The 19,912-nt window shown below is 35.8% G+C and carries 18 protein-coding genes and 1 pseudogene; 17 read left to right on the top strand and 2 right to left on the bottom strand.

Features of this window, described 5'->3' with window-relative positions:
* Positions 1-7: 7 nt before the first annotated feature.
* The 3 genes from ES724_RS02525 (at position 8) to hutG (ending at position 3,484) form a co-directional block, all read left to right on the top strand.
* Positions 8-2,005, top strand: coding sequence for a urocanate hydratase (locus ES724_RS02525; RefSeq protein ID WP_146929144.1), 1,998 nt, complete (start codon positions 8-10; stop codon positions 2,003-2,005).
* Positions 2,006-2,147: 142 nt separating this feature from the next.
* Entirely contained in the window at positions 2,148-2,414 is a 267-nt protein-coding gene (locus tag ES724_RS02520) for an amidohydrolase family protein (protein ID WP_146929141.1), read from the top strand.
* Positions 2,415-2,485: 71 nt separating this feature from the next.
* Positions 2,486-3,484 (top strand): formimidoylglutamase, encoded by a 999-nt coding sequence (gene hutG, locus ES724_RS02515; protein ID WP_146929915.1) that lies wholly within the window; start codon positions 2,486-2,488, stop codon positions 3,482-3,484.
* Between the two features lie 81 nt (positions 3,485-3,565).
* On the opposite strand, the gene ES724_RS02510 is transcribed toward hutG, so the two are convergent.
* Positions 3,566-4,444 (bottom strand): LysR family transcriptional regulator, encoded by an 879-nt coding sequence (locus ES724_RS02510; RefSeq protein ID WP_146929138.1) that lies wholly within the window; start codon positions 4,442-4,444, stop codon positions 3,566-3,568.
* Between the two features lie 166 nt (positions 4,445-4,610).
* Here ES724_RS02510 and ES724_RS02505 point away from each other — a divergent pair, with 166 nt between their 5' ends.
* The 5 genes and pseudogenes from ES724_RS02505 to ES724_RS16665 all read left to right on the top strand — a co-directional run.
* The gene (locus ES724_RS02505) at positions 4,611-7,691 is read left to right on the top strand and encodes a SusC/RagA family TonB-linked outer membrane protein (protein WP_146929135.1); all 3,081 of its coding nucleotides are present in this window, start codon (positions 4,611-4,613) and stop codon (positions 7,689-7,691) included.
* Positions 7,692-7,720: 29 nt separating this feature from the next.
* Positions 7,721-9,169, top strand: coding sequence for a RagB/SusD family nutrient uptake outer membrane protein (locus ES724_RS02500; RefSeq protein ID WP_146929132.1), 1,449 nt, complete (start codon positions 7,721-7,723; stop codon positions 9,167-9,169).
* A gap of 71 nt (positions 9,170-9,240) precedes the next feature.
* Complete coding sequence (locus ES724_RS02495) at positions 9,241-9,972, top strand: PepSY domain-containing protein (RefSeq protein ID WP_146929129.1); 732 nt, start codon at positions 9,241-9,243, stop codon at positions 9,970-9,972.
* 331 nt (positions 9,973-10,303) lie between these two features.
* Positions 10,304-11,362 (top strand): ferredoxin--NADP reductase, encoded by a 1,059-nt coding sequence (locus ES724_RS02490; RefSeq protein WP_146929126.1) that lies wholly within the window; start codon positions 10,304-10,306, stop codon positions 11,360-11,362.
* Between the two features lie 54 nt (positions 11,363-11,416).
* A pseudogene (locus ES724_RS16665) lies at positions 11,417-11,638 on the top strand (IS1595 family transposase); the annotation flags it as partial.
* Between the two features lie 86 nt (positions 11,639-11,724).
* On the opposite strand, the gene ES724_RS02485 reads toward ES724_RS16665, so the two are convergent.
* Positions 11,725-12,381, bottom strand: coding sequence for an N-acetylmuramoyl-L-alanine amidase family protein (locus ES724_RS02485; protein ID WP_146929123.1), 657 nt, complete (start codon positions 12,379-12,381; stop codon positions 11,725-11,727).
* A gap of 194 nt (positions 12,382-12,575) precedes the next feature.
* On the opposite strand from ES724_RS02485, the gene ES724_RS02480 reads away from it, so the two are divergent.
* From ES724_RS02480 to ES724_RS02440, 9 genes are all read left to right on the top strand, one after another.
* Positions 12,576-12,863: a hypothetical protein gene (locus tag ES724_RS02480; protein WP_146929120.1), complete on the top strand. Its 288-nt coding sequence runs from the start codon at positions 12,576-12,578 to the stop codon at positions 12,861-12,863.
* A gap of 35 nt (positions 12,864-12,898) precedes the next feature.
* Positions 12,899-13,183, top strand: coding sequence for a hypothetical protein (locus tag ES724_RS02475; protein WP_146929118.1), 285 nt, complete (start codon positions 12,899-12,901; stop codon positions 13,181-13,183).
* Positions 13,170-15,578 (top strand): TraG family conjugative transposon ATPase, encoded by a 2,409-nt coding sequence (locus ES724_RS02470; RefSeq protein WP_146929115.1) that lies wholly within the window; start codon positions 13,170-13,172, stop codon positions 15,576-15,578. Before ES724_RS02475 ends, ES724_RS02470 begins: the two co-directional genes overlap by 14 nt.
* Positions 15,579-15,681: 103 nt before the next feature.
* Positions 15,682-16,212, top strand: coding sequence for a conjugal transfer protein (locus ES724_RS02465; protein ID WP_146929912.1), 531 nt, complete (start codon positions 15,682-15,684; stop codon positions 16,210-16,212).
* 3 nt (positions 16,213-16,215) lie between these two features.
* Entirely contained in the window at positions 16,216-17,058 is an 843-nt protein-coding gene (locus ES724_RS02460) for a hypothetical protein (protein ID WP_146929112.1), read from the top strand.
* Positions 17,059-17,079: 21 nt separating this feature from the next.
* The gene (locus ES724_RS02455) at positions 17,080-17,694 is read left to right on the top strand and encodes a conjugal transfer protein TraK (protein ID WP_146929109.1); all 615 of its coding nucleotides are present in this window, start codon (positions 17,080-17,082) and stop codon (positions 17,692-17,694) included.
* Entirely contained in the window at positions 17,684-18,616 is a 933-nt protein-coding gene (gene traM / locus ES724_RS02450) for a conjugative transposon protein TraM (RefSeq protein ID WP_146929106.1), read from the top strand. Before ES724_RS02455 ends, traM begins: the two co-directional genes overlap by 11 nt.
* 30 nt (positions 18,617-18,646) lie before the next feature.
* On the top strand, positions 18,647-19,501 hold the full coding sequence (locus ES724_RS02445) for a DUF4138 domain-containing protein (protein ID WP_146929103.1): 855 nt from the start codon (positions 18,647-18,649) through the stop codon (positions 19,499-19,501).
* 9 nt (positions 19,502-19,510) lie between these two features.
* Positions 19,511-19,873 (top strand): nuclear transport factor 2 family protein, encoded by a 363-nt coding sequence (locus ES724_RS02440; protein WP_146929100.1) that lies wholly within the window; start codon positions 19,511-19,513, stop codon positions 19,871-19,873.
* The last annotated feature ends 39 nt before the right edge of the window (positions 19,874-19,912 follow it).

The raw sequence follows: 19,912 nt of genomic DNA, 5'->3' as shown, positions 1-19,912 counted from the left end.
CTAAAATATGACATTTCAAGAAAAAATTCTGCAAGGAATACCAAATAGTCTTCCTGCAAAAAATGCATACGCTAAGAATATTAATAGAGCACCCAGGCGAAAAGATATTTTATCAGCTAATGAAAAACAATTAGCAATTAGAAATGCTTTGAGATACTTTCCTAAAGATTGGCATCAAGAATTAGCTGTTGAATTTGCTCAAGAATTGATCAATTTTGGTCGTATTTATATGTATAGATTTAAACCGGATTATCAAATTTATGCAAGGGATATTGCTGAATATCCCGGGAAATCTTTACAAGCCAGAGCAATTATATTAATGATTCATAACAATCTTGATCCAGAAGTGGCACAGCACCCTGAAGAATTGATTACATACGGAGGTAATGGTTCGGTTTTTCAAAATTGGGCACAATATCTTTTGACAGTTCAGTATTTAGCTACTATGACCGACGAACAGACATTGCACTTATATTCTGGACATCCAATGGGATTATTTCCCTCATCGAAAAGTGCTCCTAAAGTTATTGTTACTAATGGTATGGTGATACCCAATCATTCGCAACCAGATGACTGGGAAAAATTCAATGCGTTGGGCGTTTCTCAATACGGACAAATGACTGCAGGCTCATTTATGTATATTGGTCCACAAGGAATTGTTCATGGAACCACAATTACTGTAATAAATGCATTTCGACAAATCTTGCCAAAAGGTGAAAAGCCAAATGGAAAAATATTCTTAACCTCCGGATTAGGTGGAATGAGCGGTGCACAACCAAAAGCAGGAAACATTGCCAATTGTATTACAATTTGTGCAGAAGTTAATCCAAATGCAGCAATCAAAAGACATGAACAAGGTTGGGTAGATGTCCTAATTGATGATATGGATAAACTAGTTGAAAAAGCAAAACAAGCGCAAACGGATAGCCAAGTTGTTTCCATTGCCTATATAGGTAATGTAGTTGAGATCTGGGAACGTTTTTATGAAGAAAACATTTATATTCATATTGGTTCAGATCAAACCTCGTTGCATATTCCATGGACAGGAGGATATTATCCTGTAGGTATTTCTTATGAAGAATCTAATCGATTGATTCGTGAAGAACCAGTTTTGTTTAAAGATAAAGTGCAGGCATCTCTAAGAAGACATGCAGCCGCAATAGACAAACATACTGCAAGAGGCACCTATTTCTTCGATTACGGAAATGCGTTTCTATTAGAAGCTTCCAGAGCAGGTGCAGATGTAATGGCAGAGAATAATATCGATTTTAGATATCCATCATATGTACAAGACATACTAGGACCAATGTTTTTTGACTATGGTTTTGGGCCATTCCGTTGGGTTTGTACTTCAGGAAAACCTGAAGATTTAGACGCTACAGATGAAATAGCTGCAACCGTATTGCAAGAAATCATGGAGAATTCTCCAGAAGAGATTCAATTGCAAATGCAAGATAATATTATATGGATCAAAAACGCAAAAAAAAATAAAATGGTTGTTGGTTCACAAGCACGTATATTATATGCAGACGCAGAAGGTCGATTAAGAATTGCAGAAGCATTTAATAATGCCATAGCAGCTGGAAAAATGGGACCTGTAGTTATAGGAAGAGATCATCATGATGTAAGTGGAACTGATTCACCCTATCGTGAAACCTCTAATATTTATGATGGTAGTAAATTTACTGCAGATATGGCCATTCATAATGTGATTGGCGATAGCTTTAGAGGCGCAACCTGGGTGTCTATTCACAACGGCGGTGGAGTAGGTTGGGGAGAAGTAATAAATGGGGGATTCGGAATGGTATTAGATGGTACACAAGAGGCTGAAGCAAATTTAAGGAATATGTTATTTTATGATGTTAACAATGGAATTGCACGTAGAAGTTGGGCCAGAAATAAGGAAGCTACCTTTGCTATTAAAAGGGAAATGAAAAGATCGCCAAATCTAAAAGTTACACTTCCAAATTTAGTTGAAGATACTATTTTAAATAATTTATTTTAATGGTTATCTTATTCAAGAACCTTAATGAAATAATCCAAGTTTTACAAATTCAATTCTACTAGTTTCTGGAAAAGATATAAATGAATTGACTACAGTTACTTTTTGAAAAAAGTTCGATTTCTGGCTTCGGTAAAATGGATGAATGCCCAAAAAAGTAATTAATTCAGGCTTGCTGTTAGCTCTGGCTAAAGATTACAACCTTGGTTTTGCACCTTCTGGAAATATAAATTTAGTAGTTTCCCCGATCTGTATTAAATTGAAAATCGGTCCTGAAGAGGCAGTAAATGGGGCCAAAATTAATGGTGCTAATGCCGTGGATTTAGAACATAAAGTTGGCTTAATAACTATTGGTAAGAATGTCATTTTAATACTTATAAAGGCAATTAATTCCTATGCAACCATCCCATAATCTTTTAGTATTAACCAAATAGAGAAAGCTTTTTCAAGAGGATTGAAGATTAAATAAATGTTTGAATGAAGATGCGTGAATTAAATAATATAAATACAGATTATGAATCTGCACAGAGAGTATGCTGGACAGGAAGAAAGTCAAACCCAGATATAGGAAATCAATATTGGTATCAAAAAATTGAATTATACGATATTTCTGATTTAAAAAATAAAGAAAAGCTTGATATCGCCATATTGGGTTATGTTTGTGATGAAGGTGTACGTAGAAATTTAGGAAGAGTAGGGTCGGCACAAGGCCCCAGAGTTCTTAGAGAACGATTGGCAAAATTACCAGTGCATTTTGATAATAAGCATGTTGCAGATGTTGGGGATATTATTTGCATTGACAAAGACATGGAATCATGTCAACTTGCTTTTTCTAAAGTCATAGGTTTGTTAATTTCTAAACGAATTTTTCCCATAGCTATTGGTGGTGGGCACGATATGGCATATGGTCATTTTATGGGAATTCGTGATGCTATTAAAAATAGACCTAAAAGAAAAATTGGCATCATAAATTTTGATGCTCATTTTGACTTACGTTCTATAGAAAGAAAATCGAATTCGGGAACCCCTTTTAATCAAATCATTACAGAATTAGAAAAAAGTAATGAAACTGTCGATTATTTTATTATTGGCATTCAGCGGCAATCTAATACCAAGAAACTATTTGAAATCGCAAAAGAATATCAGGTAGATTATGCAATTAACTTCGAATGCGAATCATCTAATGAAGAAATGAAATTACTCCAACAACGTTTAATTCCATTTATTGAATCAAATGATTATTTATACATCACAATAGATTTAGACGGGTTTTCGTCTGCTTACGCTCCAGGAGTAAGTGCACCATCTTCCTTAGGTTTTACACCTTATTTTGTGTTTAAAATGCTACTTTTTTTATTTAATTCTAAGAAAGTAATATCCTGCGATATTGCAGAATTAAACCCAATATATGATAGAGATGATCTTACTGCGAATTTAGCAGCTAAACTAGTAGATTTTATAGTTATGAATAACACTAACTAGAATGAAATTAGAGAAATGAATACAATAAAAATTAATGATAATAAATCTACGAAATGAAACTTTCATTTCGTAGATATTACCCTAAAGTAATTTCAAAAAATCATCTAAAGCAGGATTTGTATTTTTCCTATCCCATACCACCGATAAAGTTGTTCGCTGTGGAATATCTATTAATTCAATAAACTTGATATTTTCATAATATGGCATTTGTAAAGATTTGGGCACAATAGAAATGCCAAAATTATTTTCAATTAGCTTGAAAATAGAATTAGCATGTATAGTGCTGTGAGATACTTTTGGAGTAAAATCATTATCGTCAAAAATTCGCATTACTTTTTCATAATATGGCGGACTAAATTTGGGGTCAAACAATATGAAAAATTCATCTTTAAATTGAGATAAGCTCTTGAAATTAGAGCTATCGATTGGATGATCTTTAGGTAAAACTAAACAGAAAGTTTCTATTAAAACAGATCGAATACTCAAACCTACCGGTACCCTATCTAGTCTAACAAAGCCTATATCAATATTTTGTAAAAGTAAATTTTTTACTTGTTTTTGGTTATCCATTTCTTTCAGAACGAAAATAATGTTTGGGGATCTCTCCTCAAATTTTAATAATAATTCTGGAATGATTTTCTGTATCGCAGACCCCACATAACCAATAGTCAAACTACCTTCCTTACCATTTTGGAGTAATTTGGCATGGTTAATTATTTGATTTAAATTTTTTAAATTTTTTGTTATTTCAAATTTAAGATATTCTCCCACATGTGTCAATTTCACTTTTCTATTGTGTCGTTCAAATAATTGGATTCCCAGATCAATTTCCATTTGTTTTATTTGTCTACTCAGCCCAGGCTGAGAAATGTATAATCGCTCCGCAGCTTTTCTAAAATGTAAATCTTCAGCAACTGCTAAAAAATATCTAAGATGTCTAATTTCTATTTGATCACTCATAAGTATCAATAATTAACTAAGTTGGTCTTATTTGGTATCAAAAATAACGCTAAGTTTGAATTGTACAAAGTTTGGAGAGTGATTATTATGAATTTAGTGTTCAATACATTGGAAAAGCCAGTACATATTCCCCTCAGAAACATTATTATCTAAAAATCAAATATTTATGAAAAATAAATTTCAAACAGTTTTTACACTATTCTTAGTGTTAGTTGTGCAGTTGACCATTGCACAGGAAAAAACGATTTCAGGTACTGTTACAGATGTAAACGGAATGACAATGCCAGGCGTGAATGTTAGTATTGAAAATACCAGAACAGGAACTCAAACCGATTTTGACGGATTATATTCAATAAAAGCTAATGTTGGGGATGTGCTTAACTTTAGTTATATAGGTATGAAAGTTGTAAACCGTACTGTTGGCGCTGAAGATGTTATTGATGTGAAAATGGAGAATAGCGCACAATCTCTTGATGAAGTGATGGTTGTTGCATATGGAGTTTCTAATAAAAGAAGTTTTACCGGTGCAGCAGAGACTGTTCAATCCGAGGCACTTACACGTGGATCAACAGCTAGTTTTGAAACTGCTCTTCAAGGAAAGGTTTCCGGGATTAATGTTTCTACTTCAGGACAGCCGGGAGGAAGATCAAATGTTCAGATAAGGGGTATTGGTTCTATTAACGGTAATACTCAGCCTTTGTATGTTTTGGATGGTGTTGTTATTAATACCAATTCAAATTTAAGAGCTGGGGATAATATGGTAGGTTCTACCTCGTATAACCCATTATCGACAATTAATTCAGAAGATATAAAAAGCATCACTGTTTTAAAAGATGCAGCGGCTTCATCTCTTTATGGATCCAGAGCTGCAAATGGAGTTATTATTATAACTACCAAAGATGGAAAAAAAGGAGAAACGGAAATTACATTAGGTGTTGAAACAGGTTGGAGTCAGAATCTTACTGAAGAAAAGTTAATCAACAATGATCAGTTTAAAGGCCTTTGGATTGAAGGACAAGTAAACCAATACATCCAAAATACTGAAAATGCTGAATTCACGAGAGTGTATGGAGATAATGGTCTTTATAGTAATTATGAGAATCAGGCCAGGAGTGATTACGAAGGAATATATGGAACCACAAATGCCAATTCAGATTGGCTTGATGCTATTTATCAAGATGGTTTAATTAGAAAATATAATTTATCTGCAAGAGGAGGGGGTGAGAATACTTCTTTCTATGTTTCAGGTAATTACCTTGATCAAACAGGAACGATGATAGAAACAGGGCTGAAACGTTACTCCGGTAGAGTAAATCTTGAAAATCAGGCTAAGGACTGGCTTAAATTAGGAGTAAATCTTTCTGTAGCTAAGTCTGAAAGAGATGCAGCGATCATCGATGGCTCCTATGCAGGCGGTTTAAACCCACTATATATGGCCCGTGTATTACCACCGGCCGCCCCCATTTATGATCCGGAAGGTTTCGGAGGTTTTGCAAATCTGCCGAATGATATTGAGAAAAATGCTAACCCGATTGGGCTGCTGACAGTGGGAGAATATAAAAATACTGAATTTAGGGTAAGAGGAAATGCCTATGCTGAATTTCAAATCATAGACCCGCTTAGCTTCAAGACCACCTTTGGTGTAGATCAACAGGCAATAGATGAAACCTTATATGACAATAAAGTATTTGGTGCAGGTGGAGGAATTTGGAATGGTGTTCTTAATCGTGTGAAAAGTGAAGTATTTCAATATACCGTTACGAATATTTTAAATTACAATAACGACTTCGGAAAACATGGTTTTGATGTTTTGTTAGGGCAGGAATCTCAGGTTTCAAAAATGAATTCTATTAATGTCTACGGTTATGATGTTTTAGATAGTGAATTGTTATCTGCAAGCAGTATTGGTACTCTCTGGTCCCATACCGGTTTTTCAGAAAATTATTCACTACTATCTTATTTTTCTCAGGTGTCTTATAATTTTGATCAAAAATATTATTTATCATCAAGCTTTAGGCGTGATGGTTCTTCAAGATTTGGAAAAGATTCTCGTTGGGGAACATTTTGGTCTCTCTCGGGAGCCTGGGTAGCGACCGAAGAAGATTTCTTGGATATAGATGGATTGGATTATCTGAAATTTAGAGGGAGCTACGGAACAAATGGGAATTTGCCTCCTCAATATTATGCCGCTCTGGCGTTTTTTGAAACCGATAGAAAAGGCTATGGTGGAGAATCCGGCCTGTCTTATGGGCAACTTCAAAACCCCGATCTTTCCTGGGAATTAAGTAAAAATTTTAATGTAGGAATGGACGTTAATTTATTTGGCGAACTAAATATGACAATTAATTACTTCCATAAAAAAACTGAAGATTTATTACTAAACGTCCCTGTTTCTAATACTACTGGATTTATCACCCAATTGCAGAACTTCGGTGAAATGATCAATAAAGGATGGGAGTTTGAAATTGGATATAATCCTATATCAACAGAAGATTTTTCTTGGAGTACCAGTGCTAATCTAACCATTCTTGACAACAAGATTACAAAGTTAAGGAATGATATAGTTCCTACATATAGTTCAAGATATGGTCAGGATCCTTTAATTATTAAGGAAGGAGAAAGTATTTATTCCTTTTATTTAAGGGATTATGCTGGTGTGGACCCTTCAAATGGATATGCGCAATATCATGTTTTAGAGAATGGAGAAAGGACTGGAGAGATAACAACAGATGCCCAGGAAGCCGGATTTGGGATTTTTGGCGATGCGTTGCAGGATTTTCAGGGAGGTATCTTCAACCAGTTGTTCTATAAAGATTTTACACTGGATTTCCTATTTACTTTTGGCTTAGGAGGAAAGGTATATGATCGAACCGCATTTATGCGTGATGATGATGGATTTGCTCCGCAGTACACCAACACAGTTGCTCAATTGAGTCCATGGAACCCAAATAATACAGATGCTACTGTGCCTATCAGGATTAACGGTAACCCAACATTCTCAAATGATGTTTCCACAAGACATTTATATGATTCAGATTATCTGAAGTTGAAGAACGTCAAACTGAGTTATAATCTTCCGGCCTTAGGGAATACTATAAAGGGAGGATCTGTATACCTACAGGGGGATAATTTATTTCTGTTAACCGAGCTGGATGGGTATGATCCCGAAGCTATTGCTGACGGAGTAAACTTCTTCCAGGTACCAACAGCCAAGACTGTACTGTTAGGAATTCAATTACAATTTTAGAACTCATTTAGAACTTAAAAAGCATTAAAATGAAAATATTTAAAAATAGCATTCTCATCTTAGGATTAGTATTTCTTCAAGGTTGCAGCGAGGATCTGCTGGACCAAACACCAGATCATGTTATCTCAGAGAACCTGGTGCTTAATTCAGTAGAAAAACTTGATAAACTATTGACGGGGACGTACAACGAAATATCCCGAAATACATACTTAGGAAGGATTTTATATAAAAGGGCGGCCGTTAAAGGTACCGACTTTAGATTTATTAAAACCACCTATAACCCCAGGGATTATGAAATCATAGCCTATAAATATGAAGAAAACAGTAATAGCAGTGGAAGCTGCGAAGACTTGTGGATTCAGTCTTTTAAGGCAATAAATAATTTGAACCTTATCATAAACAATATCGACGCAGCTGAAGGTAATTCTGCAGAAAAGCAGGAGATACTTGGAGAAGCTTTAGGTCTAAGAGGAATGATTTATTTTGACTTGGCCAGGACCTTTGCATATCCGTGGATAAAGTCAGGAGCATCTTCACAGGGATTACCTTTAAAGCTTTCTTCTGACGAGATTGTGATAGAGAGAAGTAGTCTTGGAGCAACATATGATCAAATTATACTTGATATGCAAAGCTCTCTTGATTTGTTAGAGGAAAACAGCTGGGATCAAGGAAGCACCAAACATCTGACTAAAAACGGAGTTAAGGCTTTGTTAGCCCGTGTTTACCTCTATAAACAAGATTGGGAGAACGCTCTTAAATATGCAGAAGAAGTGATCGCCACCAGAGGTGAGGATAAACTTATGGGGGTTAATTCTTACGTTTTTGAAGATTATAATTCTGAATCTCTTTTTGAATTGAGTATCTCAGATGAGAACTCTCTTGGTAGTAATGGACTGGGGGCTCAATTTGATTTTAAAAATGGAGCTCAGGGAGATATAATAGCTACCCAAACTTTTGTGAACTTATTGAGTGCATATGAAGGAGACCCAAGAGCTGCATTGCTTGAGGAGGATAGAGAAGGCACTCAGCTAGCTTTCATAAAATATATAAACCGTAGTGATGGAGGTGGCTTAAGTGCTCATAACATTCCAGTACTAAGACTTTCCGAAATGTATTTAATAGCTGCAGAAGCTGCTGCCAACGGTGCTGGTGGCGGAGAATCAGAAGCATTAAGTTACCTGAATACTCTTATTGAAAAAAGAACTACGAACTTCGCTGCTAATCAGGTTACAGAAACCGGAGAAGCACTACAAGAAAGAATAGCGAAAGAGAGAAGAAGGGAGCTTGCTTTGGAAGGGCATGGTGTATATGACTATATACGAAGAGGGAAAGATATTAACCGTCCTGTTTCTGAACACGTAAACACTGGGGTAAATGTATCTAATTTGGATATTCAGGCTACAGATAATAGGACTATTTGTCCAATTCCAGCCAGCGAAATTGAGGCATCTGGAATGGAACAAACGGAAGGCTACTAAGAAGGTTAATAAAAAACAGATAAGGGGAAGGTTGTTGATTATATCAACCGTCCCCTTCCAATTTAAAAATTATGGTAAATAGACACACAGCAAAAAAAATCAGGAAAACTCACAGGTATTTAGGCTTATTTCTTGGTATTCAATTCATCATGTGGACTGTTAGCGGGCTTTATTTTAGCTGGACAGATATAGATGAAATTCATGGGGACCAATTTCTTAATCAAACGATGATAAAAACATCGTTCAATAATTTGATTAGCCCAGCCGAAATAGAATCAAATGAAGATATCACATCATTAGAATTGTTAAATATTGCAGATAAGCCCTATTATTGGCTGAATGATAGCAAACTCTTTGATGCTAAGACAGGTGATGCAAAAATTGGAATTACTCAAGATGAAGCACTTTATATTGCAAAAAAAAATGTGAGGGATGATTTAAAAGTGGCTTCAATTGACGTACTAACAGAGACTGGAGGACATCATGAATTTCGCCAAAGAAAGGATGTAGGAAAATTGCCGGCATATGTAGTTTCTTATACAAATGATGAAGCATTAAAAGCATATATATCGGTTAATAATGGCCAATTTCAAACTGTAAGACATCGCGACTGGCGTATTTTTGATTTTTTATGGATGACACATACGATGGATTATGAAGGCAGAGATGATTTTAACAATATAATTCTGCGAGTGTTTTCTATTCTTGGGTTAATAACAGTATTAAGCGGATTTACGCTATGGTTTACTACCTCTCCTACTATTAGAAAGATTTTTAAAAAAAAGAAAAAGAAAAAAACATAAATCACCTAAGTTCCATTTGATAGGTTTTCATTAGAACCGTTGATTAAATTTTATTAGCAAGATATTAGAAAATATAAGTCTTAATTCTTAATCTTAATAATTCATTGAATTTGGCCGATATAATCCGCAATTTCTCCTATAAATTTTGAGTACGTTTAATTATTTGAATTAGCAAATGTTGTTTTAAAGCTAGGGGGTTGGAAAGATTAAGGTTAAGGTTAAGGCTTTTTTAGTAGTGTTTAATGTTTTGATAAATATTTGTAAATCAATTGTGATTTTACCTTATTAGTAGGGAGTTAAAGTTGAAAAGCCTCCGAATAAAAACAAAAATATGTCTAAATTTTACCAACTCAAGATAAAGAAAATCAATAAAAATACGAATAATGCCGTTATCATTGATTTTAATATACCTCAAGACTTAAAGGTTTTTTTTAAATTTAAAGCAGGACAATATATAACGCTTAAAACAGAAATTAACAGCAAAGAAATCCGTAGAGATTATTCAATATGCGCTTCTCCTATAAGTGGAGAACTCAAAGTTGCTGTTAAAATGATTAAAGGAGGTAGTTTTTCGGTTTATGCCAATAACTTTTTAAAAGCTAATACTGTTTTAGAAGTAGCTCCGCCAAAAGGTCGTTTTGTATTTGAACCGATTAGATCTATTAAAAGAACAATTGTAGCTTTTGCTGCTGGAAGTGGTATAACACCTATTATAAGTATTTTAAAAACCGTTTTAGAAGAGGAACCTCTTAGCACATTTATCCTTGTTTACGGTAATAAAACCCCTAGAGATACCATTTTTTATTCCGAATTACTTGTACTTAAAAGCAAATATCCTATCCGATTTAAATTAGAGTTTGTTTTTAGTCAGTCCGATGAAGAAAATACTTTATTTGGTCGTATTGATAAAAATACAGTTGAATATATCGTGAAGGATAAACATAAAAATCTTGAACTTGATCTCTTTTATCTTTGTGGTCCAGAAACAATGACAGCAGCCACTTCAGAAGCATTACAAAAACATGGTATTGAAAAAGACAATATTCATTTTGAATTGTTTACCACATCGACGACTCCTATTGAAGCATTAAAAACAACAACAGCTAACGGAAATGCAGAAATCACTCTTTTATTAGATGAGAAAAATTATTCTTTTAATATGCCTCAAAAGAAAAACATACTGGAAGCTGCATTAGATGAAGATATTGATGTTCCTTATTCTTGCCAAGCAGGCGTGTGTAGTAGTTGCATTGCGATACTTTCTGAAGGGAAAATAAATATGCTCCAAAATAATATTTTAACTGACAGTGATATAGATAATGGCCTGATTTTAACCTGCCAAGCACAACCCATTACCTCGAAAGTTATTTTAAGTTATGACAATGTGTAAATCACATTAAAAGTTATAGAGCTCAGTATTTATATCTTTAAGATCCATAATATTATGGATATATTTAAGGTGCAAAACCTTCTAGAGTTTTCTGATCGGTTCCAAATCGACGAGGATTGCAAGAAACATTTAGCTGGGATTAACTGGCAGGACGGTTTGAAATGCCTCAAATGTGGTCATAAGAAATCACAGGTCAGGAAAGGTTTCTCACGTACATGCAATATATGCTCGCACCACGAATCGGCAACTGCGAACACACTTTTTCACAAAGCAAAGGTTGCTTAAAAATTAATTATAATCAAACTAATATACATTTTCACCCAGAAATATCACCGGATATGCCAGAATGTGAAATCACTTTACTAAAGATCCAAACTTTTCCGAATAGCAACCAAAATTAAAGAAGCCAAATAATTTAAATTTTCCGGATTGCTCAACCAAATTTCTTCCTCCCAATTACTTAAAAACCCCAATTCTATCAGCACAGCCGGATGGTACGCAATAGATTCCCGAAGCACCTTAAAATTGGCAAATTTTACACCCCTGCTTTTGAAACCCAATTCTTTACTGATTTCTTTTTGGATTCGGTAAGCTAATAGGATCGACTCTTTGGACTGCTGGGATTTGATGTTGGATACATAAACTTCAAGCCCTTGCGCATCGGGATTATCAGAGTGATTGCAGTGCAGCGAGATAAAAACATCAGCTTTTAATCCTTTTGCGAGTTTCGCCCTGTCCCCTAAAGAAATTAAGGAGTCTTTATATCTAGTGAGATAGATCTTAAATTCATCTTCGAGAGATAACTTGCTTATTCTAATCATCTCCTGAGCTATTTTCAAGACCACTTCTTTTTCCAAATTTCCATTGATTCCAACAGCACCGGGGTCACTTCCTCCATGTCCGGGATCAACAACAATAACAAACTGATTAGCTTTCTCAGTCTGAGAGTAATTTTCAAGTGGGAAAATAGCTATAGTGCTGAAGAAAAAGATGCTAAAAATTGACTTCCTGAGTTCCATAAATTATTCTTTGTTTCAACAAAATTCAAAGAATCAATCTGTTTTTTGAGAATCTTCCAGAGTTTAACATGAACTGGCGTTAAAGTTTGAACATTTAGTGCACCTCTTTCCTTTTCACAATAAATTTCATAAAAATTAATCATCAAGTGGTCATCATCAACCACTCTGCGAGAGCAGATCAAAAAACGTTCATTATGAAAAAATCAATTTACCTAACACTTTTTTTATCTCTTTTTTCTATTCCGCTTTTCGCACAGATTGGCGGAATAGAAAATTCTGTATCGGATATTTCTGATACCGTTAGAACAATTTTCCCCATCCTTTTAGGAGTGATATTTCTTGTAGGATTCCTTTTTAACGCCGGACATTTCTTTGGTGAAAACGCGGATTTAAAAAAAGGTATTACCAGGGTTTTAGTATTCGTGCTAATTGCTGGAGCAGTAGTGGGCATTTTTACCTACCTCATTTCAATCACAGTATAATCAAGCCGTGCGAAGCTTTTAAATATCTAAACACTATGAAGAAATTCGAAATTTATAAAAACATCAGGAAAAGAGCAGTGATATGGGGGTTGCCCATCTCGCTCTTCGCACTAATGATGATTTCCGTAGTAGGAGCGTTGCTGATGATTATTTTTTCATTCAGTTTCTCGGTGATGGTCGGAGTATTCATTTTTAATGCCGCACTTTATATCGCGCTAACCAGAATATCAGCTTCTCCTCAACTATTTCACTTCTCAAAGGTATTTCCTGAGATCATCAGCAATAAGAAATCAAATCATTTCAATTATGAGCAGGATTAATCTGGCATCTCATCCACCAATAGCCAATATTCAGGAGAATATTGTATTTGCCGGAAATGGTAATGTGGCCCTTTGCTATGAAATCAAATTACCGGAGATCTATTCTTTATCTGAAAAGGATTTTGAGGATTTACATACTACCTGGTTTCAGGCTCTAAAGTCTTTGCCTGTTGGTTGCATCGTTCATAAACAGGATGTCTATCAAAAACTGAAATATTCCGCGGCTGACTTACCCAATAGCACTTTTCTTGAAAAAGCTACCTATCAACATTTTAGGGGACGTGATTTTATCCAGCACGATTGTTACCTGTTTTTTATCCTGACCAGAAACAGGACTTTAAATAATTCGAAATTTGTAAATCCTTTCCGAAATATCTCAAAGCAGATCTCTCAGCAGTTGGATGAGAACGTCCATAGTTTTATTGGAGCTGTAAGCGATTCGGTTTCCTATATAAATAATAGCCGTAAGCTTCAACTTTTACCTCTTCCTTCCGAAGAAATCAATGAAATCTGTAACACTTATTTCAACGGGTTTAATCAGGATTTTGATACTGATATTCTGTTAGATAAATCCCACATTCATATTGGGGAAAATTACTTTGATGTTCTGGCTGTGAATAGCGAACTCTGTTTTGGAGAAAACGTTCAAAGCAGTAAGATTAATGAGCATTTTACTTCAGATGATTTCAAGTTTCACCAGGGATTTGTTGATGGTCTTGGGCTGACTTTAAATGAAAACCATATTGTAAACCAGCTAATTTATTTGGATGATAAACAGAAATGGCGCAAGCTTCTGGATAAGAAAATTGAAGAACTTAGTAAAAGCTCCAATTTTGGATCGCAGAACAAAGTAGTACTCAAAAAGATCCAGCATATTCTGGAACAGATAAATGCTGATGACAGCTCAAGGATCATCCGCGGACAATTAAATGTAATTTATTGGTCTGCGGAATCTAAAGAGCTCCAAAAGATAGCTTCCAGGATAAAGACCGAATTCAAGGAACTGGATATCATTCCTTACTCTCCGGGTGGGGAAGAGCGTAAGAATTATTTTCTGAATAGCTTTTTCTGCTTTTCCCCAAACTTTTCAAATGAAGACCTGTATGTAACCGATCTTAAACATGCACTCTGCCTGTTCATCAATAATACCAACTATAAATCTGATTCCACAGGTGTTATTTTCAATGACCGGGAGTTTAATATTCCTGTGCTTAAAGACGTTTGGGATGAGAAGAAAAACCGGATTAAAGCAAGGAACTTTGCCATTTTCGCGCCCACGGGTGAAGGGAAGTCTTTCCTGGCCAATAACATCCTTCGCCAGTATTTTGAAGCCGGAGTGCGTCTGGTAATCATCGACCTTGGTGGTTCCTATACCAAATTTGCCAAATTATATCCCGGCCAATACACCATCCTGCGTTATGAGAGCGGTAAAAATCTGGGAATAAATCCTTTTTATATCAGTAGTCTGGACGATCTGAGCCCGGAGAGGCTAGAAGATCTATCGGTATTTGTTTTCGAACTCTTTGCATCAGATGTAAAAATTAGCCGAAGTCAGTCGGTTTCAGCAAAAAAGATTCTGCTTCATTATTATCAGACTGTGCCAAGGCAGCATTCACTGGAGAGTTTTTATCGGTTTATAGAAAACAACCAGAAAACTCTGCTTAAAGATCTAAGTATCCATCCAGATTATTTCAACATTCAAAATTTCCTGCACATCATGTCAGAATATGTGGGAGATGGTCTTTACAGCTTTCTTTTTGAAGCAGGGGAAGATCAGACTTATAAAATTGAAGATAAACGGCTGATTGTTTTTGAACTGGATGAAGTAAAGGATAATAAAGAGATCCTTTCTGTTATGCTGAAATTGATAAAATCTGCCATTCAGCGTACCATCTGGAAAAACAGGGCAGAGAAGGGGATCATCCTTTTTGATGAGTTCGCCAAGCAGCTGAAGTTCGAGAATGTATTGGAAAGTGTAGAGTTCTACTATCAGGCAATCCGGAAACAGAATGGAGCTATTGGAATTATCCTTCAGTCTATAAACCAACTACCAAATAATTCTGTTTCAGCAAGCATCTTGGAGAACACTCAGGTGATCTACAGCCTTCATAATGAAAAAGGATATGATGAGCTGAAGAAACGGCTTAACCTCTCTAGCCATGATTTAAACCAGCTTAAATCGATAAAAAACAACCTTTCCGGCCAAAGAAAATACACCGAAATATTTATCAAGATAGGAAAGCAGAGCAATGTGTTCCGCCTGGAAGTTCCGAAAGAAGTTTATGCTGCCTACCTGACTGATGGTGCCGAAAATGAAGAAATAATGGCGCTTTATGAAAAGCATCAAAATATGGAAAAAGCAATCACAGAATTTAGTAACCCAAAAAACAAGTAGTATGAAAATTTCAAAGAAAATTCACGAATACTTAAACATTAAGAGTGTCGTGAGCAAAACTAAAATCAAGACCTTTTTAGTCTTAATAACCATTGTCTTATTAATGCCTGGCCGTGCTACGGCCCAGGGAATGCCGGTTTATGATAATACGAATTTTATAAGCTTGGCTAAATCGCTGATAGAATCTGCGAAACAGACTTCGCAATTGCTTAAAACGGTAGAATTTCTAAAACAACAGAAGGAAAATCTGGAAAAAGTAAACAGTGTTATCAAGCAGTTGAAAGCTGTGCGGGAGATCGCTGAAAATAATCAGCGACTTTTCAATGTGGTACGTGATGACCTTCGGAAAATTCTCAACTCTCCGTATATCAAAACGGAAGAGGTTTCCCGAATCTCTGAATCGTTCAATGCCATCATCAACAATTCCCTTGAAGACCTCGATTTTATTGATGAGGTGCTTTCCAGTAACTATTTAAAAATGACGGATGCGGAAAGAGCGGTTATTCTTAAAGAAAAAGAATTGAGCTCGAAAGAGATGGTAGCAGAGATCAATCAGAAGATTCAAAGGTATCAGGATATAATCTCATTCAGGGAAATGCAGGACAAGATCAATAACAGGGAAACAAATTTCTAACCCATGACTGCAGGTATTTTTTTAGGAATTGGACTCGAATATGTGGATGCTGTTTTTCAAACCATAAAAAGCAGTGATTTCTCCCAATATACCATTGCGGGGATGAAAAGCCTTGGTGTACTATTTTTCCTGGTGAATATCCTGAAAAAATACAACGAAGGTATTGCTGAAAATTCTGGGTATACCTGGGGATTGAGTCCCGGGGAACTGGCGAAAAACTTTGCGATTGTTCTGCTGGTTATTTTTTCCACCCAGGTGCTTGGGTTTTTTGACGCGATCCTGGTGGCCATAGAATCGAATTATCGGGGTACGGCACCCGCGCTCATCCCTCTCCAACTTCAGGATATAGATATTGAACAGGACGTAGGTGCGCTGGAAGCTGCTAAGAAAGCGATGGCCTTATTATATGAAGCCCTGGTAACGCCATTATACCCGGTAAAGGTTATCTCTTTTGTTCTGGGTCTGTTTTTATGGGTTGTGGATCTTTTTATCTACCCGTTGTTTTTAGCGGAACGGTATTTTTTGCTGGGGATCATGCAGGCTTTTTTTCCTTTGGTGATCAGCCTAGCGGTATTTGAAAAATTCCGCACGATGGCCTATAATTTTTTTAGGTTGTATGCGGGGATTTATATGCTTGTTCCGGCATTTTTCCTGGTGAACATTTTCGTGAATACGCTTTATTCAGAGATCAACGCCAATTTTTGGTCCAACCTTCTGGGGTCATCAACAGATAACAGCATTATAAGAATCATTGTGGAAGCCGGGTCTATTGCTTTTATCGTATTTCTAAAATTCAAGCTTTATACCCGTGCAACTTCATTCACCCTTAAACTCTTTACATCCTAAAAGAAGATTAATAATTTAGAAATGGAAACACCTTATAAAAATATTTACTCGGTACTTAAAATCAATCGGTTTGTAGTGATTAGCGTTGTTCTGATGGCATTTTTCTCCACCTCGATTTCTGCATGGATTGTTTTTCAAATAAATAAGGAGGCCTTAAATAATGCCTTTGCCATAAACTCGGACGGTGCTGTAATTCCGTTAAAATGGGTGAGCCAGAAAGAAAATCTCAAGGTGGAAGCATTAGCGCATCTGGAATTATTCCACAGCTATTTTTATGATATCGATGCGAGCAATTATGAACGCAACCTGGAAAAAGCACTATGGCTTGGCAATAGCTCGGTAGATAATTTATACCGGCAGAAAAAGGCAGATGGAGTTTATAACCGTTTGCTTCAGTATTCTTTGGTACAGAATGTCCTAAGCATAGAATCTGAAGTAGATCTTGAGGTGCAACCTAACCAATTCAGGACTACCACAGTTTTTGAAATCAATAGGGGTTCTATTGTCGATACCTATGAACTGGTTTCCACCGGAAACCTGATTAAAGTTGATAGGAACTTCCCAAATAATACCCACGGACTGCTGATAACAAATTATTTTGAAAACACTTTAAAAAAGATAACTAATGAAAATTGAGAAAAACAAAATCGTATTCGGGAGTGTGCTGGCATTGATCCTCATATTCATCATTTCATATTCTGTTCTTGTGATGGGAGATGGGGATGATGAATCTGAAACCCTCGAACAAACTGAAGTTCCTGAACTGAAACAGGATCAGAAGGAATACAAATCGAAACTGGACGCGGTCAATGCTCTCAAGGAGGTAAGGGAAACCAATGCGCCAAGCATCTATGATGAAAAGCTGATAGATTCGCTTGGTTTCTATGATCCAGATTTAAGGGAAAAGGAAAAAGAGCGGATTGTGGACAGCATCTATAATTCCGGACGGATTAATTATACTGAAAACCGCTACAGGAATAGTGAAGCTGAAAAGGCCAATTATTCTGAAGTAATTGCAGATACCTCTTTTATTCTGAATAAAGAAAATAAGATTGCCAACAAGGAAATTGGCCTGGAACATCAGTTGTTTTTTAGTTCAAATCCGCTGAAGAATACTGCCGCAATCACCGCACTGAAAACTGAAGAATCTATTTATGCAAAAGTGGATGGGGAGCAAGTGGTTATGGTGAATAGCCGATTGCGTATGAGATTGATCAAAGAGGCAGAAATCGATGGGGTTGCTATTAAAAAGAACACTCTTATTTACGGGTTTATTCGCTTTCAGCCTAATCGTGCGATCATCGAAATGGAGAATATCAATCAGCACCCTGTAAAACTGAAAGCTTACGATCTTCAGGATGGCAGTGAGGGAATTTATGTGGAAAATAGCTTCCGTGCCGATGCCACTAGGGAGGTAATTGGCGATGTGGTAGATGATATTAATATTGCGGGAGTACCGCAGGTTGGAGGGATCAAAAAGATTTTTCAGAGAAATAACAAAAATATCAAAGTGACCATTACCAATAACTACAAGCTTATTTTAAAGCAGGCTAATTAAAACTTCTAAAAACACTAAAATTTTAAAAAAATGAAAAATTCAATTTTAATAATATTCATGGTTCTGTTCTCGTTGAAATTATGCAGCCAGAGTATAAAGCTTGACACCATTTACGCTAATGACCAAAAGAATGTAGCCTTGTTTTTTCCTTCTCCTATTCAGCAGGGGATTACAGGTTCAGAAAATTTTGTTTTCACCTATAATAGGGAGAAAGAACAACATTTCGGATTGCTTCAGGCAACACCCGGAAAGGAAAGTAATTTGCTGGTTATCAGTGATTCAGGAGCTATTTTTTCGTATATTGTAAAGTATTCCGAAGATCTTAAAAAACTGAATTATTTTATTGCTGAAACCAATAGTATAGGCAATGTTTTTCCGGCTTCTGACGGGATTAAAGACCTCAGGAATGACCTAGGTTTAAAGGATGATTCAGATAAGAGTATATCCGTTTCAAATAAAAATTATTTCAGAAAATTTTGTTCTTATTTAATTGGGAAGAAGCAAGGTATTGGAAGTATTAAAAAGCGAAAAAATGATATCATTCTAAGAGTAGAAAACATTGTATTCGATAAGGAGCATCTGTTTTTTGTGCTGGAAATTCAAAATAGATCTACTATAGATTATGAAGTGAGCTTCCTGGAATTGTCGGTTCAAACCACGAAGAAAGGAAAAAGAAAATCTATGCAAAAACTGGTTCAAGAGCCATCCCTGAAATATCAAATGCCCGGGATAATCAAGGAAGGTCAATCTGCCAGATTTATTTATGTAATGCCAAAATTTTCCATTGCTGCTGATAAAGAGGTAGTATTAGATCTCAACGAAAAAAATGGCGAACGCGATTTGAAACTGAAAGTTAAACAGCGTTTTATCAATAACCCTAATTAGCATTTTATCATGAAAAACACATTTTTAATTTTAATCCTGGTAGTTATTTTTTCCTGTGCGGAGTCTCAAATGAGCCCTACTGAAACAGCTGAAACGGTAGTGGAGAGTTTTTACAGTAAGGATCTGCCAACATTAGAAAAATACACCACCCCAGAGAGTTATGAATCTTTCGTTAGTGTGCAGGAACTATTTACTCAGGAGGATAATGCCAAAGATTCAAATTTTAAGCTGATTAGCGACAGCATTAATGGAAACAATGCCTGGGTGAAATTCACGACCGCTTATGAGGAAAAACCGGAGACCTTTAAATTGGTTAAGGATGAAGGTGAGTGGAAGGTAACAGAAAGTGGAGTTAGGGAGAAATTGTTTTAAAATTCTTCTTACAGAAACAATATTTATTTGAATATTAGA

It is taken from the genome of Gillisia hiemivivida, from assembly GCF_007997295.1.
Taxonomy (GTDB): Bacteria; Bacteroidota; Bacteroidia; order Flavobacteriales; family Flavobacteriaceae; genus Gillisia; species Gillisia hiemivivida.
This window is presented reverse-complemented; position numbering and strand designations above follow the sequence as displayed.